General features: G+C 65.1%; 17 protein-coding genes. 5 read left to right on the top strand and 12 right to left on the bottom strand.

The window, feature by feature from the left end:
* Positions 1–11: 11 nt before the first annotated feature.
* From ACQ4WO_RS01845 to ybaK, 9 genes are all read right to left on the bottom strand, one after another.
* The gene (locus ACQ4WO_RS01845; protein WP_436479988.1) at positions 12–920 is read right to left on the bottom strand and encodes an ion transporter; all 909 of its coding nucleotides are present in this window, start codon (positions 918–920) and stop codon (positions 12–14) included.
* 80 nt (positions 921–1,000) lie between these two features.
* On the bottom strand, positions 1,001–2,752 hold the full coding sequence (locus ACQ4WO_RS01840; protein ID WP_128141999.1) for a cation:proton antiporter domain-containing protein: 1,752 nt from the start codon (positions 2,750–2,752) through the stop codon (positions 1,001–1,003).
* Between the two features lie 111 nt (positions 2,753–2,863).
* Entirely contained in the window at positions 2,864–4,096 is a 1,233-nt protein-coding gene (locus ACQ4WO_RS01835; protein WP_436479987.1) for a metal-dependent hydrolase, read from the bottom strand.
* Between the two features lie 53 nt (positions 4,097–4,149).
* Complete coding sequence (locus ACQ4WO_RS01830; protein WP_436479986.1) at positions 4,150–5,823, bottom strand: GDYXXLXY domain-containing protein; 1,674 nt, start codon at positions 5,821–5,823, stop codon at positions 4,150–4,152.
* Positions 5,820–6,779, bottom strand: a complete 960-nt coding sequence (locus ACQ4WO_RS01825) for a DUF2157 domain-containing protein (protein WP_436479985.1) — start codon at positions 6,777–6,779, stop codon at positions 5,820–5,822. Before ACQ4WO_RS01825 ends, ACQ4WO_RS01830 begins: the two co-directional genes overlap by 4 nt.
* Before the next feature lie 39 nt (positions 6,780–6,818).
* Entirely contained in the window at positions 6,819–7,109 is a 291-nt protein-coding gene (locus ACQ4WO_RS01820) for a DUF427 domain-containing protein (protein WP_128141995.1), read from the bottom strand.
* 70 nt (positions 7,110–7,179) lie between these two features.
* A complete protein-coding gene (locus tag ACQ4WO_RS01815; protein ID WP_436479984.1) occupies positions 7,180–7,839 on the bottom strand; it encodes a DsbA family oxidoreductase in 660 nt (219 codons plus the stop codon).
* 90 nt (positions 7,840–7,929) lie between these two features.
* Positions 7,930–8,574 carry a glycerol-3-phosphate 1-O-acyltransferase PlsY gene (plsY, locus tag ACQ4WO_RS01810; RefSeq protein ID WP_223278936.1) on the bottom strand — a complete coding sequence of 215 codons (645 nt, stop codon included), beginning with the start codon at positions 8,572–8,574 and terminating at the stop codon, positions 7,930–7,932.
* 97 nt (positions 8,575–8,671) lie between these two features.
* The gene (ybaK, locus tag ACQ4WO_RS01805; protein ID WP_436479983.1) at positions 8,672–9,163 is read right to left on the bottom strand and encodes a Cys-tRNA(Pro) deacylase; all 492 of its coding nucleotides are present in this window, start codon (positions 9,161–9,163) and stop codon (positions 8,672–8,674) included.
* Positions 9,164–9,200: 37 nt separating this feature from the next.
* On the opposite strand from ybaK, the gene ACQ4WO_RS01800 reads away from it, so the two are divergent.
* Positions 9,201–10,163 (top strand): endonuclease/exonuclease/phosphatase family protein, encoded by a 963-nt coding sequence (locus ACQ4WO_RS01800; protein ID WP_436479982.1) that lies wholly within the window; start codon positions 9,201–9,203, stop codon positions 10,161–10,163.
* A gap of 8 nt (positions 10,164–10,171) precedes the next feature.
* Here the strand turns inward: ACQ4WO_RS01800 and ACQ4WO_RS01795 are convergent, their stop codons facing one another.
* A complete protein-coding gene (locus ACQ4WO_RS01795) occupies positions 10,172–12,706 on the bottom strand; it encodes a sensor domain-containing protein (protein WP_436479981.1) in 2,535 nt (844 codons plus the stop codon).
* 393 nt (positions 12,707–13,099) lie between these two features.
* Between ACQ4WO_RS01795 and ACQ4WO_RS01790 the strand changes: the two genes are divergently transcribed.
* The 4 genes from ACQ4WO_RS01790 to ACQ4WO_RS01775 all read left to right on the top strand — a co-directional run bounded on the left by ACQ4WO_RS01790 (position 13,100) and on the right by ACQ4WO_RS01775 (position 18,847).
* Positions 13,100–14,326: an efflux RND transporter periplasmic adaptor subunit gene (locus ACQ4WO_RS01790; RefSeq protein WP_436479980.1), complete on the top strand. Its 1,227-nt coding sequence runs from the start codon at positions 13,100–13,102 to the stop codon at positions 14,324–14,326.
* A gap of 3 nt (positions 14,327–14,329) precedes the next feature.
* On the top strand, positions 14,330–17,446 hold the full coding sequence (locus ACQ4WO_RS01785; RefSeq protein WP_436479979.1) for an efflux RND transporter permease subunit: 3,117 nt from the start codon (positions 14,330–14,332) through the stop codon (positions 17,444–17,446).
* Positions 17,447–17,807: 361 nt separating this feature from the next.
* Positions 17,808–18,527 carry an MgtC/SapB family protein gene (locus tag ACQ4WO_RS01780; protein ID WP_230518512.1) on the top strand — a complete coding sequence of 240 codons (720 nt, stop codon included), beginning with the start codon at positions 17,808–17,810 and terminating at the stop codon, positions 18,525–18,527.
* Positions 18,528–18,529: 2 nt separating this feature from the next.
* On the top strand, positions 18,530–18,847 hold the full coding sequence (locus tag ACQ4WO_RS01775) for a hypothetical protein (RefSeq protein ID WP_436479978.1): 318 nt from the start codon (positions 18,530–18,532) through the stop codon (positions 18,845–18,847).
* Here the strand turns inward: ACQ4WO_RS01775 and ACQ4WO_RS01770 are convergent.
* Both ACQ4WO_RS01770 and ACQ4WO_RS01765 read right to left on the bottom strand, forming a co-directional pair.
* A complete protein-coding gene (locus ACQ4WO_RS01770; protein WP_436479977.1) occupies positions 18,839–20,236 on the bottom strand; it encodes a sensor histidine kinase in 1,398 nt (465 codons plus the stop codon). The two genes, ACQ4WO_RS01775 and ACQ4WO_RS01770, sit on opposite strands and share 9 nt — an antisense overlap.
* Positions 20,229–20,909 carry a response regulator transcription factor gene (locus ACQ4WO_RS01765; RefSeq protein WP_436479976.1) on the bottom strand — a complete coding sequence of 227 codons (681 nt, stop codon included), beginning with the start codon at positions 20,907–20,909 and terminating at the stop codon, positions 20,229–20,231. The genes ACQ4WO_RS01770 and ACQ4WO_RS01765 overlap by 8 nt, the downstream gene beginning before the upstream one ends.
* Positions 20,910–20,957: the final 48 nt, after the last annotated feature.

Raw genomic sequence — 20,957 nt, 5'->3', positions numbered from 1 at the left:
GGGTTCAGTCGCTAATCGCGTGCCAGCGGCGGCAATGCGACACCACAGTTCTTGCAGAAATTGGCATCGTCGTCGAGCCCTTCTTTCAGGCACGTGGGGCAGGTACGCGTGGTGACCAGCTTGGAGCTGCGCTGTACTGTCATCTCGGCGCTGATAATGCCGGTAGGCACAGCCAGGATGCCCCAGCCCAGCAACATCATCAGCGAGGCGATGGTGCGCCCGATGTCGGTCTTCGGCGTGATATCGCCGAAACCCACGGTGGTCATGGTGCTGATGGCCCAGTATATCGACGTGGGGATACTGCTGAAACCGTTTTCCGGCCCTTCCACGACGTACATCACTGTGCCCAGCAGAAAGACCACCATCATGACGAACGACAGGAAAATGAGGATCTTGCGCCGGCTGGCCAGCAAGGCCCGTCCCAGCACCGTGTATTCATGCACATACGACGTGAGCTTGAGGATACGGAACATGCGCAGCAGGCGCAAAATGCGCACGTCGATCAGCACGTGCGCGCCCGGCAGCAGCAAGCCGATGTAGGTCGGCACGATGGCCAGCAAGTCGATAACGCCGAAGAAACTCTTGGCGTAGCGCACAGGATGCTGCAGGCACGACAGACGGGCGAAATATTCGATGGTAAATAAAATGGTGAAAAACCATTCGAGCGCCGTCAGCCAGGTGCCATAGCGCTCGGCCACGGAGGCGACACTGCTGAGCACGACCACCGTCACGCTGATCAGGATGGCGGCGATCAGCAGCAAATCGAAGGCGCGGCCCGTGCGCGTTTCCGCCTCGAAAATGACGGTGTACACCTTCTCTCGCCAGCCCCGCTCGGGCTTGCCAAATTTTTGCTGCGTTTCCTGCGCCGCCAGCTGCTGCGGCGTCAGGGGTGCCGCTCCGCTTTTCGTCGCGGCTTTCATGTGGTTGATGTGCTCATATACTATTATTGTATAGATAATTGACACAGCACGGCGACACGCACTGTTGCGCTACGGCAGCACTACGACAGCTTTTTCGCCAGCAGCACGGCATTGCGCCGGTCGCGCTCGGCTTGCACGATGTCCGTCGTGCGCGCTTCCGACAGGCCCACCTCGTGCAATACCGTGGCCGTCAGCTGCAGCGCGGACTCCAGCGCCTCGGGCACGACCAGGGTGGCGCCCGCCTGTATCAGGGCCACGGCATGCGCCTCGTCGCGCGCCCGCGCATACACGGGCAGCTGCGGATATTCGCGGCGAATCGATTTCACGGCGTGCAGCACGGAGGCCGCATGGTCCATGGTCAGCACGACGGCGGCGGCCCGGTCCGCATTCACCTTTTGCAACAATTCCGCGCGCGACGCATCGCCGAAATACACGGGAAAACCGCGCGGATGCAGGGTCGTCACCAGGCGCGCATCGTTTTCAATCGCCACATACGCGATATCCTGCTCGGTCAGCACCTTGGCCAGCAACTGCCCCACCCGGCCGAAACCGGCGATGATGACGGTGCTGCCCTGCGGCGGCAGCGCACCGTGCGCCAGGTCGGCCAGCTGATGGTGGTGGCGCTGTTCCCACCAGTTGCCGAACGCGCGCGCGGCCTTGGCCAGCGCCGGCGTGGCGAACAGGCTCAGGCCCACCACCAGCATGACGAACTGCGCCACCTGCGGGCCGATCAGTTTGGTACCGAGTGCATACGCGACGACGATGAAGGCGAATTCGCCGCCCTGCCCCAGCAGTACGCCCGTTTCCACGGCGCGCCCCCAGTGAAAGCCGCCGATGCGGAAAATCACGCTGATAACCAGGGCTTTCAAGGCAAACAGGCTCAGCACGGCCAGCGGAATCAGCACGGGCGACTTGAGGATTTCGCGCACGTCGATCTGCATGCCCACGGACATGAAGAACAGCCCCATCAGCAAGCCCTTGAAGGGCTCGATCGTCACTTCCACTTCGTGGCGAAATTCCGTTTCCGCCAGCAGCAGGCCGGCCAGCAAGGCGCCCAGCGCCATCGACAGGCCCGCCAGATACGTCAGGCCCGCGATGCCCAGGGTACTGAGCAAGGTCAGTGCCATGAAGACGTCGGGCTGGTGTTTCTTGACGAAGAACTGGAACAGCGGGCGGATCACGCGGCGCCCCAGCAGATAGATGAGCAGGATGGCGCCCGCCGATTTCACGGCCGCAAAGCTGAGCAGGTAGGCCAGGTCGTCGCTGCGCCCGCTGGCGAACACGTCGATCAGGATGAACAGCGGCACCACCATCAAATCCTGGAACATCAGGATGGAAAAGCCCGCCTGGCCGGCCGGCGTCTGCAAGGAACGCTGATCGGTCAGCAACTGCATCACGACGGCCGTCGACGACAGCGACAGCACCAGGCCCAGCACGATGGACGCTTCCAGCGACAGGCCAAAGTAGTAGGCCACGCCACCGATCAGGCAGGCACTGACGGCCACCTGCCCCACGCCCGCGCCGAATACCCAGCGCCGCAGCGCCCACAGCCGTTCCGTCGACAGTTCCAGGCCAATCATGAACATCAGGAACATCACGCCCAGCTCGGCCAGGCCGCTCACCTGCTCGGCCCGCACGAACGAGAAATACGTGAGCCACGTGAAATCGCCGGCCCACAGGCCGAAGCCGAACGGGCCGAACAGGGCGCCCACGGCGAGGAAGCCGAGCACCTGGTTGACCTTCAGGCGTTGCAATAGCGGAATAAAAATCCCGGCCAGGGCGAGAAACAGCAGGGTTTCTCGCAAATACGGTAAGGCGTGCTGCTCTTCCAAAATAATCCTAACTAAATATCACTGTTGCTGAATTGGTAGTGTCGCATGCTGGACCGTGGCAAAACAGGCGCGCACGCGATATTTTTTGCCTAAGAGCAACACATCCGTTCTCTATTTCGGCGGCGCCAGCATGTCCGCGCGGGGGCGGTCCCAGCCCGGCACATAGGCGGGACATGGCCGGCTGCGGAACTGCTGCAATTCGACGGTCGTGAAATTGGGCTGCATGCCAGGATTGAAACGCACGTCCGTCAGCTTGTCGGCATTCAACCTGGGCATGCGCGCAAAGCGGAACCAGGCGTCCACATAGCAATTGTCTTCCTGCAAGGCGCGCAAGGCGGTCAGGCTGCCCGCCGCCCGGGCGGACACGGCGATGCCGGGCGCCAGCTGCTGCTCCCTCTTGCCCGTCTCGGCCAGCCCGGCCGGGCAGGCGGCGGGCGCCAGCGATTCGGGCAGCAGGCTCAGGGTGCCGCGCCGCAGGGTGTACACGTCCGTCTTGCTGTCGAGCGAGACATAGATCCAGCACAGCGGATTGCTGGGGAATGCCGTCATAGCCACGTCCCACACGCGCGTGCCGGGGTCGAGCCGCTGCACGGCCGCCTCGATGCGCGTACGACCGAGCGCGGAAGCCACGCCCTGCGTACCGATGAAGGTGGCCGCCAGCGCGAAAGCCAGCAGCAATGGGCCGCGTCCCCGTTCGCCAGCCCGTCCCTGCAGCACGGCCAGGATCACGCCCAGCCCCAGCAGCACGGCCAGCGAGGCGGGCGCCAGATAGGTTTTATAGGTGAAGAAACACAGGGCCGCCGCCAGCCCCGCCAGCAGCACGCTTTTGACGATGCCATAGCGCAAGGACATGATCACGGGCACGCCCAGCAGCACCCAGAACATCGGTTCGACAATGAAGACCATGTCGCCATACAGCCAGCGGCTGTCAAACGGATAGAACGGGTGCAAACCATAGGAATTGAGGAAATCCATGCTCATGTGCAAGCAGAATCCCAGCAGCAGGCAGGCGGCCAGGCCGATGCGGGCGGGCACGCTTTCCTTCAGCAGACGGCGCGCGCCCGGCCATAGCAGCCACAGCAAGGCCAGCAAGATCAGCGCCTGCGGCAAGGCCAGCAGCAAGGTATGTGTATGGCCGCGGTGGTGCAGCATGTAGCCGAACGGACGCGGCAGCAGCCGGGTCAGCACCAGATCGAGGTCGGGCGCGTTGCTGGCAAACCATGCTGTAAAGAGAAACAGCGCACGCCGGGTGCGCTGCGCGGGGGCTTGCGGCTCGGGCGGCAGGCTGCGGTGTACCAGTTCGCCGACCCCGAGGCCGATGACCGAATGCGTAATATTATCCATCGGGCAATTTTACAGGATGCCCGCCCCGGCGCGCTTTTGCGCTGTTACTTGCGCTACAGCTTTTCCAGTTCCGGGCCGCGCATGCCCACCAGCAAGGCGCGGCCATCGGGCAGCACGCGGAACTCGCCATAGCGTGCTTTTTCCCAGCGCGCCGCCTCGCCTTCCTTGAAGAACCAGGCATCGCTGACCAGCACCCAGTTCCCATCCTTCGGTGTCAGCTCGAGCAGGAATTCACCGGGCGCCAGCGCCTCTTTGGTGTACGGGCGCAGCAGTTCCGCCACGCCGCGCGCATCGCGCCTGGCCACGACGAAGGGCCGGCCGGGCGCCCGCTCCACGCTGGCCAGGGTACTCAGCACGCCCAAGTTGACGAAATTGAGGCGCATGTAATCGCCCTGCATCAGCGAGCGGGGATCGACGGGTTCCAGCGCCACGAAGATTGCTTCCCCCTTGGCAATCAGCTGCTCTTTTTGCCAGATGCCGCCATTGGCGACCAATAACACCAGCAGCAATCCGCCCAGCACGCCCAGGCGCGCGGCGCGGCGCTCGAGCGCCACGTCCGCCGGTTTGTTTTCCACCAGGTGCAGCACGGCGCCGCGCGTGGCCAGCCACGACAGCGCACACAGCACGGCGCCCGCGATCGCCAGCAGCGCCGCCTTGCTGGCCAGCGGCCAGGCCAGCTGGTAATAAAAGCTGCCGATGATCCACGCCGCCGCCAGCGCGGCCGCCACGGCCACGCGCGAACGCCCGCTCGTCACGCAATACGCGAGGATCAGCAGCACGGGCCCCAGCGCCGGCATGAACCACGACAGCACGATCAGCACCAGCGCCACGCCGATGGCCGGCAACTGGCGCAATGCGGGCCAGCGCCACCCCGTCCAGGCAGCCGCCGCCGCGGCCAGCACGAGCGACACGCCATTCAGGGCCTGCGCATACCAGGCAGCGCCCTGATGCCGGGTCACTTCGCGCGCCACTTCGCCGGCAAAGCCACCGGCAAAGCCACCGCCCAAGGCGCCGCCCAGCATGAAGGTCATGCCGGACCAGAAGACCAGCCCCAGCAGGATCGCCAATACCCACCCCGTCGACAGCGATTCCAGGAAGGCGGCGACGGGCGCGCCGCGGCCATCATTGAACGCTTGCTTCTGCAGCCCGTGGGCGGCCAGCCACAGTGCCAGGGCCAGCATCCAGGCCAGATACAGTTGCGTGGGGTCGTTTTCGAAAATCCAGTCGCGCGTGCTATCGACGATGCCCAGCCCCAGCAAGCCGCAGGCGACAAGTCCCAGCAGCACGCGCAGCCAGTCGCGCGGCAAGGCGGCGGCCACCACCAGGCACGCCAGGCACAGCAGCAGCGATGCCGTCTGCGTGGAATAGTCTCGGTACAGGGCATAGCCGAGCAAGCCGCCGCCCACGAGCAGGCAGGGCACTGCCAGTTGCTCGACAAACAGCGCCACGCCGCGCGTGCGGATCAGCAGCACGGCCACCACCAGCACGATGGCGGCCACGACATACGCGCCGGGACCGTGGCGCACGATGCTTTCCAGCCCCACGCCCAGCGCAATCATCAGGGGAATGGCGGCCAGCCAGGCGCCGAAGGCCGTCATCAGCACCAGCGGCCACGGCCGAACATCCTGCACGGGGCGGGTGGCGTTGGGCGGCAACAGGCCCGCGCGCGTGGCGTCGTCGATCAGGGTGGCGAGCGCATCGTTTCGTTGAGTATTGATATTGCTCATGCCGCCTCCCGGCGCGTGCGCCACAGGATGCCTTGCACGGTCAGCGCCAGCAGCACGGCGGCCAGCAAGCCCAGCACGGTCAGCGCGCCAACGCCATCGCCTTGGCCGTTGAACAGCACGTGCGTCAGGCCGCCCACCAGCAAGATGTTGATACCGAGCGCCACGGCGCTCAGGCCGAACACGTCAAAGAACCGGCCCGTGGCCAGCAGGACGCCGGCGACGAGCAGCAGGCCTAGTCCGGCCCAGTACGGCGACTCGATCTCATTGCCGAACAGGGAGCTGACGGCCGTGCCCGTGATGAGGATGGTGGCCAGCACCAGACCCAGGCGCAGGGCCCAGCTGCCCGCGCCCGTCCAGCGCGCCAGGAGGGGCGAGACAAACGCACAGGCAAGCAGCACGGCCAGCCAGCCGCTGAGGAAAATGCTCAGGTCGGACGAATCGATGCGCCAGCTATGGCGCACATGGGCCTGCATCCACAGCGTGACGGCCGTCGACAGTACCAGCATCCACGGCGTCCACAGCACGTCGCTGCGCGCGACAAAACACAGGGGCAAGGCCAGCACGGCCCACAGGGCGAACAGCTGCCACGGATCGGCGCCCGTCTGGTAAGTCTGGCCGAAATACGCGAACAGGCCGCCGATGGCCAGCAAAGCCAGCAACAGCAAGGGAACGCGCGCCTTGGGCACGGCAAACGCGCCCACGCAGGCGGCGGCAAACACCGCTTGCAGCAAGGCAAAGCGGCCCATGCGGCCGAAGTCTTCCCAATTGGCGGCCACCCAGCAGATCAGGCCCATGCCCAGCAAGGCGACCCCCAGCACGGCCACGCCGCGCGGTAGCCAGTGGGCCAGGCGCGCCGGTTCGCGCTGGAAACCGGCCACTTCCTGCAACTGCCTGGTTTGTTGGGCATCGAGCGCATGGGCCGAGGCGAGTTGGTACACGGCGAGGCGTAAATCCATCGTCTGCTTTCTATTGATTTTTAGTATGGAAAGAAAGTGTCAACGCTCGACGCTGACACCGCGCCAGAAGGCGACGTGGCCAGCAATTTGCTTGGCGGCATCCTTGGGCTGGGGGTAATACCAGGCCGCGTTGGCATTGACCTGGCCGTCGACGACGAGGTCGTAATAGCTGGCCGTGCCCTTCCAGGGGCAGACGCTCGTGTGGCTGCTGGGACGCAGGTAGTCCTGCGTCACCGCCGACAAAGGAAAATATATATTGTTTTCAACGACTTGCACCTGCGCATCGGTCGCTTGCGCGATGACGGCGCCATTCCAGCGGGCTGTTGGCATTTGGCTATCCTCCTTCACTGCGAAGTGTAGCCGAAATTAACCGTCATGGCGCGCGCCATTGACGCCTGGTTCAGGCGCCCGCGATGATCTGGCGCAAGGCTTGCTCGAACACTTCAGGCGGCTGGCCGCCGGAAATCAAATGGCGCTCGTTGATGATGACGGCCGGCACCGAGTTGATGCCGTTCTGCTGGTAGAACTGCTCTTGCGCGCGCACCTCGTCCGCATAGGCGCCGGACGCCAGCACTTCGGCCGCTTTCACGGTGTCTAGCCCCACTTTGCCGGCCACGGCCAGCAGCACCTCGTGCGACGACGGATCCTGGCCTTGGGTGAAGTAGGCATCGAACAGCGCCATCTTGAGTTCCTTCTGGCGCCCTTCCAGAGCGGCCCAGTGCAGCAGACGGTGGGCGTCAAACGTGTTGTAGATGCGGCCGCGCTTGTCCATGGCGAAGGTAAAGCCCAGCTGTTCGCCGCGCGCGCGGATCGCTTCGCGCGATTGCGCCATCTGTTCCGGCGTGGAGCCGTATTTGCGGGCGATGTGTTCGCCGATGTCCTCGCCTTCGGGCGGCATGTTGGCGTTCAGCTCGAAAGGCTGGAAGTGGATGTCGGCCTGGACGGTGTCTTGCAGCTTGTCCAGCGCCTGCTCCAGCGATTTCAGGCCGACCACGCACCAGGGGCAGGAAACGTCGGAAACGAAATCGATACGGACGGGAGTGGGAGTGGAAACAGTCATGGTGGGCAGCCTTTGCGCGAGTCGGTGGCGGCCGCACCGCGCGGCGCCGCAAGCACAGCATATGCGTGCGGGCCGCGGGAAATCAAGCGCTTACTTTTTCTTGGCAGGCGCCTTGGCTGCATCCTTCTTGCCGCCGATCTTGCTTTCCTTGCCAGAGAGCAAGTTGGCGATGTTCTGGCTGTGGCGGTAAGCCAGCAGCACGCTCATGACGATGACGGACAGCAAGATGGGATCGACGCCGAACAGCAAGCCATAGTAAAACGGCGCGAACAGGGCCGCCACCAGCGCTGCCAGCGAGGAATAGCGAAACGCGTAGGCGATGATCAGCCAGGTGGCCAGAGTCGCCAGGCCCAGCCATGGATTGATGCCCAGCAGCACGCCGAGGGCCGTGGCCACGCCTTTGCCGCCGACAAAGCGGAAGAACACGGGCCACAGATGGCCGAGAAAGACAGCGATGGCCACCAGGGCCACGGCCGTGTCGCCCACGCCCAGCGCGCCGGCAAAGTGGTCGGCCAGGAACACGGCCAGCCAGCCCTTGGCGCCATCGCCCAGCAGGGTCATGATGGCGGCGCCCTTGTTGCCGCTGCGCAGCACGTTGGTGGCGCCCGGATTTTTCGAGCCATAGGTGCGCGGATCGGCAATGCCGTAGACCTTGCTCATCACCACGGCAAACGATATCGAGCCGAGCAAGTAAGCGGCCACTGTCATTGCCACGGTTGTGATTACTGGATTCATTTCTTCCCTTTATTGTGTTTATTACACCGGCATCGAGGCTGGCGCAGCAGAATATACACCAGCGCCCCGCCTACGGACAGGGCGGGGACTGGTTTTCTTAATCCTGCAAGGCGCACTGCACCGGCTTGGCTTGCAGCAAGTCAACAAGCACCTGTGGCGCCAGCGAGACGAGAAAACCGCGCCGTCCGCCATTGATGTAGATGCGCGGCAAGTCCAGGATCGATTGCTCCACGTACACGGGCATGGCCTTCTTCGTGCCGAACGGCGAGGTGCCGCCGATCATGTAGCCGGAATGGCGCTGCGCCACGTCGGGCTTGCACGGCTCGACGGACTTGCAGCCGATGCCGCGCGCCAGGTTCTTGGTCGACACCTTGCAATCGCCGTGCATGAGCACGATCATCGGCTTGGCCGCCTCGTCCTGCATCACCAGGGTCTTGATCACGTCGTGCTCGGGCACGCCAAGTTCGCGCGCCGACACGCTGGTGCCGCCGTGCTCTTCGTACGGATACGGGTGTTCTTCGAAGGAAACTTGATGCTTGCGCAGCAACTGCGTCGCCTGGGTTTCGGAAATATGCTCTTTTTTAGCCATGCGTGATACGCTGATCGTTCAGTGAGGAGTGCTAATTATGCAGGAAGAAATCCGCTTTGCCACATTCAATGTCTGCAACCTTGCCCCCGCCGGGGCGAAATTGTATGACAACCTGGAACCGTTGGACCCGGCGCAATACGAGGCCAAGGCGGAGTGGACGGCGCGGCAGATCGACCTGCTCGACGCCGACGTGATCGGATTCCAGGAAATTTTCTCGCAAGCGGCCCTGCGCGACGTGCTGTCGCGCACGCGCCATTACCGCGAAGCCACCGTGGCCGGCTACGATGCGATGGCCCCCGCCGGACGCATGCTGCCCACGGTGGCGCTCGTGTCGCGCCTGCCCCTGGTGGACGCCGGTGTGGCCTGGGCGGATTTCCCCGCCGGCGTGAGCATATCCGCCGACGACAACGCCTGCCGCTTCGCCCGCGCGCCCCTGCATGTGCAGATCATCTTGCCTGGCGGGCAACTCACGGATGTGGTTGTCGTGCATTTGAAATCGCGCCGGCCCGACTTCCGGCATGGCGACGGCAACGATGCGGCCGCCTACGCGCTGGCCAACCTGCGCTCGCTGCAGCGGCGCGGTGCGGAAGCCGTGGCCCTGCGCGTGCTGGCAAGCGAGCTGGGCCATAGCGGCCGTCCCCGCATCGTGCTGGGCGACTTCAACGACATCGCCAATGCCGTCACCACGGCCATCGTCATGGGCGCCGGCGCCCCGTGCGAAGCGGGCATGGAAATGCGCGCGCGCCTGTACGACGCCAACGCCATCCAGTTGCGCCAGGATGCCTTGCGCCACGTGGGCTACACGAATATCCACGACAGCGCCTACATGACGATCGACCACATCCTCGTGTCCGAACATTTTCATCCTGCCTCGCCGCGCGCCATCGGTGTGCTGCAGGAAGTGACTTATCTCAACGACCATTTGCTGCTGGGCTTGCCGCACGCATCCGACCATGGCCAGGTGCTGGCGCGCATCAAGCTGCTGGGAAATATCCATTAACTCAGTCACTAATGTAATAACTTCCCCATAGCACTACCCTCGACTTGCGCGCTGGCAAAGCGGCCCTGGTATTGCTGGCAACCCTGCGCCCGCAGATACGCCAGTTGCTGCGCCGTTTCCACGCCTTCGGCGATCACCGTCAATTGCAGCTCGCGCGCCATGGCGATGATCGCGGCGGCGACCGCCGTGTCGGACTCGCCCGCTGCGCCATCGGCTACGGCGGGCAGGAACGAGGGGTCGATCTTGAGTTTGTCCACAGGGTAATGGCGCAGATTGGCCAGGCGCGAATAGCCGGTGCCGAAGTCGTCGATGGCCAGCCTGGCGCCCAGCGCGCGCAGCTGCGCCAGCACGCCAGCCAGGCGCGCGCCGCCCTTCATCAGCAAGGATTCCGTCACTTCCAGTTCCAGGCTGGCGGCAGGCAAACCCGACACGGCCAGCGCTTCTTGTACGCTGAGCAATAAATTATTGTGCAGGCATTGCGCCGGCGACAGATTCACGGCCACTCTCCAGGCATGGCCCGCATCGTGCCAGGCCCGCGCGCGCAGACAGGCGTGGCGCAGCACCCAGTTGCCAATCGACACCATCAAGCCGCATTCCTCGGCCACGGCGATGAAGCGCTCGGGCGGCAGCACGCCCAATTGCGGGTGATGCCAGCGCAACAGCGCTTCGGCGCCCAGGATCTGCCCGCTGGCCACATCAAGCGCAGGCTGGAACTCGAGCACGAATTCATCGCGGCCCAAAGCTTCGCGCAAGCCCTGCTCCAGGCTGGCGCGCTCGACGATTTGCGCATTCATTTCGGCGTTGAAAAACTGGAAATTGTTGCACCCGTTTTCCTTCGCGTGGTACATGGCGATGTCGGCGTTGTGCACGAGGGTATCGATGCCGTCGCCATCGCTGGGAAAGATGGCCACGCCGATCGAGATCGACACGTGCAGTTCATATTCGCCCAGCTGGTACACCTGCGTCACGGCATGCAGCAGGCTGGCCGCCACGCGGGCCACCTGGTCGATGCCGCCCACCTCGGCCAGGATGATGACGAACTCGTCGCCGCCATGCCGGCTGACCGTGTCGACGCCGCGCACGCAGCGCACGAGGCGCCGCGCCACTTCTTTGAGCAGCAAATCGCCCACGTGGTGGCCCATGCTGTCGTTGATGTGCTTGAAGTGATCGAGGTCCAGGTACAAAACGGCCAGCATGCTCAGCTTGCGCCGCGCGGCCGCCAGCGCCAGCGACAGCCGGTCCAGCAGCAGCACCCGGTTCGGCAAGTCGGTGAGGAAATCGTGCTCGGCCAGGTGGCGCGTGTGTTCTTCATTCTTCTTGCGCTCGCTGATGTCGCTGAGGATGGCCAGGTAATTGCTCAATTGTCCCTGCGGGTCGCGGATGGCCGTCAGCGACAGCCAGGCCGGGTAGCGCCCGCTCGCCTTGCGCTGGCCCATGATGTCTCCTTGCCAATAGCCGTTCGCCTCGACCTCATCCCACACGTGGTCGAAAAACGCGGGCGCGTCCGGCTCCACGTCGTGCAGGACGAAGGGTTTGCCCAGCATATCGTCCAGGCTGTAGCCGCTGATCTCGCTGTACGCGGGATTCATGCTGACGACCCGCTGCTGCGGGTCCATCACGACGATGGCCTCGCGCGCATGTTCGACCACCTGTGCCGACAGGTACAGGGCACGCTCGGCCAGTTTGCGCGAGGAAATATCGCGGATCACGGCATAAAACAGATAGGTATGGTCGAGCGTGACGGATGTGAGCAGCACTTCGCCCCAGAACAGCTCGCCGGTGCACGTCTGATAACGCCAGTCGTAGCGGCAGTTGCCGTCGGCGTGGGCTTGCGCGGCCAGTTGCGTGCCGCGCAACGAGGACAATGCGCCATCGGGCTGGCGCAAAGGCGAAAAGTCGCTGAGGCGGCGCCCCAGCAACCGTGGCCGCCCTTCGCATTGAAACAGGGCAATGGCAGCCGGATTCGCTTCGGCGATATGCTCGTCGCGCAGCTGCAAAATGGCGTCGGCCGATTTCTCGTACAACTGGCGGAAATTGTCGCCCATCAGCAACATCGCGCCCTGCGCGACCCCATCCTGGCTGCTGGCCGTGATGTCGACATCGATGCAGACCACTTGCCGCACACGACCGGATTGGATGACGGGAAACACGGTGGAACAGATGCAGCGCGGCGCGGCGCCGTCTGCAGCGAGCTTCCACAGGCGCGTACTGCGCGCCTTGCCGCTTTCCCACACGGCCGCCAGTTCGCCCGTGGCCTCCTCGGCCACGCTGACGGCGCCGGGCAGCGCGGCGGCCACTGTGGCCCACGGCTGGCCCAGCACCAGCTCCGCTGCCACGCCATACAGGCGCGCCGCACCAAAGCTCCAGTAGCGCACGATGCCGTCGCGGTCGATGCCGCGCACGGCCAGGCCGGGTGCCTGTTCGATCGCGGCAACAATGATCGACAGCAAATCGAGTGCCTTGCCGGCCGGCCCCGCCTGCGGTTCGGCCGCGGCCAGCAAACGGCCCGGCGACGGGGCGGCTCCGGCAATCCGATCAGACATCAGGCCCCCTGTGGCGCGGCCGCGCGGCAACCGGCGGGCGAACGGCCTGTCCGGCGGCGCAACCATCCCGACCATTCTTGCGCGCCGGCGAATCGGCTTCTTGAGGATGCGCAAGCATCGTGACGCGCATGGCGGGCATGCTGGCCGTGGTCTCCGGTCGCCGTTTTTTGCATTCCAGCCCCGATTTTGTGCAATCTGTCGCATGGCGATGGCGGCAAGCCTTGAATCTTCCTAAAGTGGCAACATGCGCATCGCCGTGAACGGGCGCAGTGGCAGGCGTGCTGTCTGCGGCCGCCACGGTGATGCGCTACCCGAATTCCCCCGGCCTGCCGCAGGCCGGCCGCACCGAGACCTGGCGCCAAACCCCTGCGCCGCTCCTGACTAAAAAAACCTATGAAAAACGAGACCCTGCCCCCCGCCTCCCCCCTTGCCTCCACGCGCCGCCGGCGCTGGCGCACGCCCGTCTTGATCGTCGTCGTGCTGGGCCTGGCCGGCGGCGGCTGGACGGTGATGCAATCGAAGCAGCAGGCCGCCAAGGCGGCCGAACAGCAGGCGAGCAAGAAGAAGGAGCAGGAAAAGACGCCCGTGCATGAACTCGCGCAGGGCGACGTGGCCGCCATCGATGCGCGCGCCCTCAGTATCAGCCTGCCCCTGTCCGGCTCGCTGGCGCCCGTGACCCAGGCCACCATCAAGGCCAAGGTTTCCGGCGTGATCGAGGCAACGACCTTGCAGGAAGGCCAGCACGTAGCCAATGGGCAAATCCTCGTGCGCCTGGATGCGGCCGACCAGCGCGCCCGCCTGACCCAGCAGCAAGCCATGCTCGACGAAGCGCAGGCGCGCCTGTCGATGGCCAGCAAGAATGAAGCGAACAGCCAGGCGCTGCTCAAGCAAAAATACATTTCGCAAACGGCTTACGACACGACGCAGAACTCCGTCGACCTGGCGCGCGCCAACGTCAAGTCCGCCGCCGCCATGCTCGACATCGCCCGCATCGCGCTGGCCGACACGGTGATCCGCGCACCGATGGCCGGCATCGTCAGCAAGCGCCACCTGCAGGCCGGCGAAAAAGTCTCGCCCGACATGCCCGTCTACACCATCGTCAACCTGGCCCAGCTGACCCTGGAAGCGCCCGTGCCCAGCGCGGAAATCCCCCGCATCAAGCTGGGCCAGGACGTGCACTTCAAGGTCGACGGCTTCGGCGCGCGCGACTTCGCCGGCAAGGTCACGCGCATCAACCCCACCACCGAGAGCGGCTCGCGCGCCATGCTCGTCTACATCGCCGTCGACAATGGCGATGGCGCGCTGCGCGGCGGCATGTTCGCCAAGGGCAGCATCGTCACCGAGCGATCAATCGTGGCGCCGCTGGTGCCATTGACGGCCGTGCGCAATGAAAAGCAGGGCCCCGTCGTGTATGCGCTGGTCAACAACAAGGTCGTCGCCCAGCCCGTCACCCTGGGACTGCGCAACGAGGATGAAGGCTATGCGGAAGTGACGTCGGGCCTGGTGCCGGGCGCGAAAGTCATCATCGCCAAGCTCGATGGCGTGAAACCTGGCCACGGCGTGACCTTCGCCGCACCGCCCCCCGCCGCGCCGGCAGCCGTGCTGGCACGGAAGGATTAAGCCATGTGGATGACCAAAGTCAGTATTCAGAATCCCGTCTTTGCCACCATGGTCATGGTGGCGCTGGTGGTGCTGGGCATCTTCTCCTACCGTGGCCTGGGCGTGGAGAGCATGCCCAGCGTGCAGTTCCCGTTCGCCGCCATTGAAGTGAACTACCCGGGCGCCTCGCCCGAGGCCGTGGAAAACGATATCACGCGCCCCATCGAGGACGCCGTCAACACCGTCAGCGGCATCAAGACCATCCGCGCCAACTCGTGGGAAGGACGCGCCGGCGTCTACCTGGAATTCGAGCTGTCGACGAACATGGACAAGGCCATGCAGGACTTGCGCGACAAGGTGGCCCTGGTGCGCCCGCGCTTCCCGAAAGAAGCCAAGGACCCGTTCATCGCCCGCGCCGAGGGCGACAACGAGCGTCCCATCGCCACCATCGTGCTCACATCGACCGGGCATGACCTGCGCGCGCTGTCGACCATGACGGAGCAGATCATCAGCAAGCGCTTCCAGGGCGTGGCCGGCGTGGGGCAAGTCAAGCTGCGCGGCTTGCGCGCGCGCCAGATCCTCATCAGCATGAAGCCGATCGAGCTCAATGCCCAGGGCATCGGCGTCGATGAAGTGATCCGCGCCATCCAGGCCACGAATACCAATTTGCCGGCCGGCTCCATCAGCCATGGCGCGGCCGAACAATTGGTGCGCGTGGAAGGCAAGATCAAGGATGCGCGCGAATTCGGCAAGATCATCGTCGCGCGCCGCGCCGTCGGCCCCGTTTACCTGGACCAGGTGGCCACCGTCGTCGACGGCGAGCAGGAAGAACTGTCGATCTCGCGCATGAACGGCCGGCAAGCCGTGACGATGGAAATCACCAAGGTGCAGGACGCCAACGTGGTGGAAGTAGGCACCGGCATCCTGAAAGTGGCGGCCGACCTGCAAAAGACCCTGCCGCCCGATATCACCCTGCGCGTGCTGGACGACGAATCGGAACGCGTGCAAAGCCAGCTCAATAACGTCAAGCGCACCATCATCGAAGGTGCCGTGCTGACCATGGTGATCGTCTTCCTGTTCCTGCATTCGTGGCGCTCGACCATCATCACGGGCTTGACCTTGCCGATCTCCGTGCTGGCCAGCTTCATCGCCATGAAGGCTTTCGGTTTTACCCTGAACTTTTTGACCCTGATGGCGCTGTCCTTGTGCATCGGCCTGTTGATCGATGACGCCATCGTCGTGCGCGAAAACATCGTGCGCCACCTGGGCATGGGCAAGAATCACTACAAGGCGGCCAACGACGGCACCAATGAAATCGGCCTGGCCGTGATGGCCACCACCTTCGCCATCGTCGCCGTGTTCGTGCCCGTCGCCTTCATGGACGGCATCATCGGCCGCTTCTTCCTGCAGTTCGGCATCACCGTGGCCGTCGCCGTGCTCGTGTCGCTGTTCGTCAGCTTCACGCTCGACCCCATGCTGTCGTCCGTCTGGCGCGACCCCGTCAAGGACCGCTTCAAGTACGTGCCGTGGCTGGGCCGCTTCATGGCCTGGATCGAGACAGGCATCGACCGCCTGCACGTCTGGTACGGCAAGGTGCTGGCAGTGGCCCTGCGCTGGCGCAAGACGACCCTGGCCACGGCTGTGGCCCTGTTCGCGGGTAGCCTGATGCTCGTGCCCATGATCGGCGGCGAGATGTTCCCCGAGACGGACCAGGGCTGGGTCAACCTGCGCTTCAAGACGCCCGTCGGCTCCAGCCTCGAATACACGGATAGCAAAGTACGCCAGATCGAAACGGCCCTGAAGGAATTCCCCGAGATCGACAGCCTGGTGGCCAATATCGGCACGCCCGATGGCCGCAACACGGCCGAGGTGAACCTGAAGCTGACGGACATCAAGAAGCACAAGCGCCGTTCGCAGCAGGAACTGGAAAAGCTGATCCGCGAACGACTGGCGCCGATTGCCGGCATCACCCTGTCCGTCGGCCAGCGTCCCATCTTCATCGCCATCCTCGGCACGGACGAAGGCAAGCTCGATGCGGTGGCGCACACCCTGATGGACAAGATGCGCAACATCAAGGGCCTGGCCGACATGGAATACAGCCAGGAAGGCGCCAATCCGTCGACCACCGTGAAGATCAATAACGAACTGGCCAGCGACCTGGGATTGTCGGTGCAGCAGATCGGCAATGCCCTGCGGCCTTTCGTGGCGGGCGACACGGTCAGCCACTGGCTGGCATCCGACGGACAAAACTACGACGTCAACGTGCAGCTGCCCAAGTCGGGCCGGCAGAAGGTGGCCGACCTGGCCGACCTGTCGCTGGCCTCGAGCAAGCTTGACGCGAATGGCAAGCCCGTCATGATTCCGCTGCGCCAGGTGGTCGACTTCGTGCCGTCATCGAGCCCGCAAGTGCTCAAACGCCAGGCCTTGCAGCGCCGCGTTGCCATCTATGCGGGCACGCAGGGCCGTCCCGCCGGCGACGTCGACGCCGACGTGCAAAAGGCGATGCAATCGATCGACCTGCCGCCGGGCGTGCGCTTCGACGTGGCCGGCAATGCGCAGCAGATGGCCGAAACCATGGGCGGCGCAATGATGGCGCTGGGGATCGCCGTGATCTTCATCTACCTGGTGCTGGCCTCGCAATTCGGCAGCTTCTTGCAGCCGATCGCCATCATGGTGTCCCTGCCGCTGTCGTTGATCGGCGTGCTGGCCGCGCTGCTGATCACGGGCAGCACCTTGAACATCTTCTCCGTGATCGGCTTCATCATGCTCATGGGCCTGGTCACCAAGAATGCGATTCTGCTGGTCGACTTCACCAACCAGCGCCAGCGAGAAGGCCTGGGGCAGTTCGAGGCGCTGATGGAAGCGGGGCAAGTGCGGCTGCGCCCCATCCTGATGACGACCCTGGCGATGGTCTTCGGCATGCTGCCGATGGCTATCGGCATGGGCGACGGCGGCGAATCGCAGGCGCCGATGGGCCGCGCCGTCATCGGCGGCGTGATCACCTCGACCTTGCTGACCCTGGTGGTGGTGCCCGTCGCCTACACCTACCTCGATAGCCTGGGCAAGCGCGCCGCGCGCTTCTTTGGCGGCGGCGAGCATGCCCACGCCGATGCCGACGGCACCAAGGCACACGCCCACTGATCCACCGGTCGCCTTCACCGTCCCCGCATTGGCGGGGACGACGCGGCGGCTTCCTGAAGAGAGCTTCAGTTGACCAAAGCTGCGCCACTGGCTAGACTGTCCCACGTTATCAATGATATGGAGTGACTCGTGGGTGCTTGTTCCAGTGACAGTAGTCGATTGACCATCGGCGATCGGCCTTAGGCAAGACGCGCGCATTCCGCCCGCCTTGCCCTCGGCAAGGTGCGGTTTTACCAGCGGCAGTACTCTCTCGCCGCCACTTCCCCCTCTTCGTTCCACCGTTGTCGTCTGCTGCCCCAATCCGGGCGGATAGTCTTCGCCTTTGCACTCGCCTGTTCCTCCCCAGCCGGGAGAAATAATGGTGGTATTTGACTTTGCGCTGCGCGTTGCCGCGGCATTGACCCTGGGCGCCATGATCGGCGCCGAACGCCAGCTGCGCCAGCGCATGGCGGGCCTGCGCACGAACGCGCTGGTATCCGTCGGCGCCTCGCTGTTCGTGATGGTTTCCGTGCTCGAAGGCGATGCCTCTGGCCACATGCGCATCGCCGCGCAGGTGGTGTCGGGCATCGGCTTTCTGGGTGCCGGCGTCATCATGCGCGAAGGCATGACGGTGCGTGGCTTGAACACGGCCGCCACCCTGTGGTGCTCGGCCGCCATCGGCATCCTGTGCGGCCTGGGGTTTGCGCTGGAAGCGGCGATCGGCACGGGCTTCGTGCTGATCGCCAACCTCGTGCTGCGCCACCTGGCGCAGCGCATCAACACGCACGGCAGCGAAGCGGGCATCGAGACGGAAAGCATCTACCGCGTGACGGCCGTGTGCGAGGCGGAGCAGGAAGTCCAGGTGCGCAAGCTGATGCTGCGCTTGATCAGCGGCATGCCGGCCCTGATGCTGCAATCCTTGCATAGCGAGGATGCCGCGCACGCGGGACGCATCGAAGTACGCGCCGACTTGCTCACGCCCTTGTCCAGCCTGGGATTGCTGGAGCAGATCGTCAGTCAGGTGAGCCTGGAAGGCAGCGTCTCGGCCGTGCGCTGGGCGCTGGTGAACAACGCGGAATTTGTCGCCGAACGGGGAGTTTGATAATGACAATGATGAAAAAGTTCTTCCATTGGTTTGCCAAACGTGGTCCGGCTGTCGCCACCTACCGCCTGACCGTCACCTGCCCCGCCGCGCAGGCCGACCATGTCGTGCGCCTGCTGCTGGCCGAACTGAAAGGCGCGGGCCTGGCGCCGTCGCAAATGCTGCGCAGCTGGGACGAAGCCCGGCGAGTGGTGCAACTGATCGCCACGGTGCTGTGCCAGGCCGTGCAGCGCGCCGTGCTGGTGCGCTTCGTCAACCGCGCGGGCGCCTGGCCGCAAGTGCGGCAAGTGCGCTGGGAAGGCGTCGCGCCGTCACTCTGACGCGGGAAGGCGCATGAGGAACAGCGCGCCGCCTTGCGGGCGGTTCTGCGCCTCGATGCTGCCGCCGTACGCGTGCACGATGGCTTGCGACAGGGCCAGGCCCAGGCCGAAGCCGGGCGCCTCGCCCGCGCGCGCCTGGGCGCCACGGTAAAAGCGCTCGAACAGATGCGGCAAGTCTTCCACGCCGATGCCCGGGCCCGCGTCCGCCACGCCGACGACCGCATGTGCGCCATCGCGCGCCACGTGCACGGAGATGACGCTGTCGGGCGGCGAAAACTTCACGGCGTTATCGAGCAGATTGGCCAGCACCAGGTCCACGGGGCCGGCCGCCACGCGCGCCTGCACGGCCACACTGTCATCGAAGACGATGCGGATGCCGCGCTGCGCCGCCGCCTTTTCCAGGCGCTGCGCGGTCGCCCGCACGAGGGGATTGAGCGCGATGGTTTCCACGGCATTGCGTTCCTGGCCCACGTCCAGGCGCGTGAGCATCAACAGTTCTTCCACCAAGGTCGTCAGCCGCTGCACTTCATCGAGGCAGGACGCCAGCGCATCGACATATTCGGGCGCTTCGCGCGGGCGGCGCAGGGTGATTTCGATTTCCGTGCGCAGGCGCGACAGGGGCGAGCGCAATTCGTGCGAGGCGTCGGCCGTGAAGCGGCGCTGCGCATCGTAGCCGTGCTCCAGGCGGTCCAGCATCGCGTTCAGGGTGTCGACCAGGCGGCCGATTTCATCGTGCGTGCCGGGATGGGGCAGGCGCTGGTGCAGGCTGGCTTCGCCGATCGAATGCGCCTGGTCCACCACGTCGTCGATGGCGCCCAGCACGCGGCGCGTGAGCATTTCGCCGGCCAGCCCCACGGCCGCCAGCAAGGCCAGCGCCATGGCGCCAAACAGCACGGTGGCCGCGGCCAGCACGTGGTTGGTGTCGTCGAGCGAACCGGCCACCTGCACCGCCAGGCCCGCGCCGGACGAGGGCACGGGAATCGACACCATGCGCAGCGGCTCTTCGCCGAACTTGGGCAGGGTCTCGAAGACGGTCTCGCCGGCCGCCAGGCGCGTGAGCAGGGCGGACGGCGCCGGCAGCTGCGCCGCCTCCAGGTTGCGGCTGCGCGCCAGCACGCGGCCTTCGCCATCGATGATCTGCACCAGGCGGTCGAGCCGTGTCAACGACGGCGGCGCCAGCCCCGGCGCCACCTCGTGCACCTGCACGGGCTGGCGCGGCGCGGCCGGCAGCATGGCCATTTCCGTCTCGCCCAGCGCCAGCAGGGCCGCGTCGAGCTGGCCGTGCACGGCGCGCGACAGGCCCCAGTAGCCGGCCAGCGCCGTGCAGGCGACGATGGCAAGAATCACGGCCAGGTGCACCAGCAACAGGCGTTTGCGAAAGCTAGCCACCGTTGTTTTCCGCCAGGCGGAAACCGCGTCCGCGCACCGTGTGGATCAAGGGCGGCAAACCCGGCGCATCCACTTTTCCCCGCAAATTGCGCACGTGGACGTCGATCAGATTATCGATGCCGATCAGGTCCGCCTGCCATATCTGCTCGGCCAGGCGCGCGCGGCTGACCACCTCGCCCGCCTGGCGCAGCAGGATCAATAAAATCGCATACTCCTTGGGAGTGAGCACCAGCGGCGCGCCGGCCCGCGTGGCCTGATGGCTGACGGGATCGAGCGTCAAATCGGCCAGCGCCAGCACCAGCGGGCGGCTGATGTCGGAGCGGCGCAGCAAGGCGCGGATGCGTGCCAGCAGCTCCTCGAATTCGAACGGTTTGGTCAGGTAATCGTCGGCGCCCGTGTTCAGGCCCGCCACCCGGTCGGCCGTGGCGTCGCGCGCCGTGAGCATCAGCACGGGCGTCTGGATGCCGCGCGCGCGCAAGTCGCGGCAAAAATCGATGCCCTGCTTGCCCGGCAACATCCAGTCCAGCACGATCGCGTCGTAATCGACGGCGTAGCTTTCATCCTCGCCCCCTTCCGCGCTGTGCGCCACGTCGACGACAAAACCTTCTTCCTGCAAGCCGCGGGCCAGCAGGCGCGCCGCCTTGCGGTCGTCTTCCACCAGGAGGATTCTCATGCCTGCCTTTCGCGTCGCGCCTTGTTTTCCATGCTGGCATTTTACCGC

The organism is Janthinobacterium aestuarii (assembly GCF_051380835.1).
GTDB classification, from domain to species: Bacteria; Pseudomonadota; Gammaproteobacteria; order Burkholderiales; family Burkholderiaceae_D; genus Janthinobacterium; species Janthinobacterium aestuarii.
Note: the sequence above shows the minus strand (reverse complement) of the source record. Positions and strands in the feature narration are given on the sequence as shown.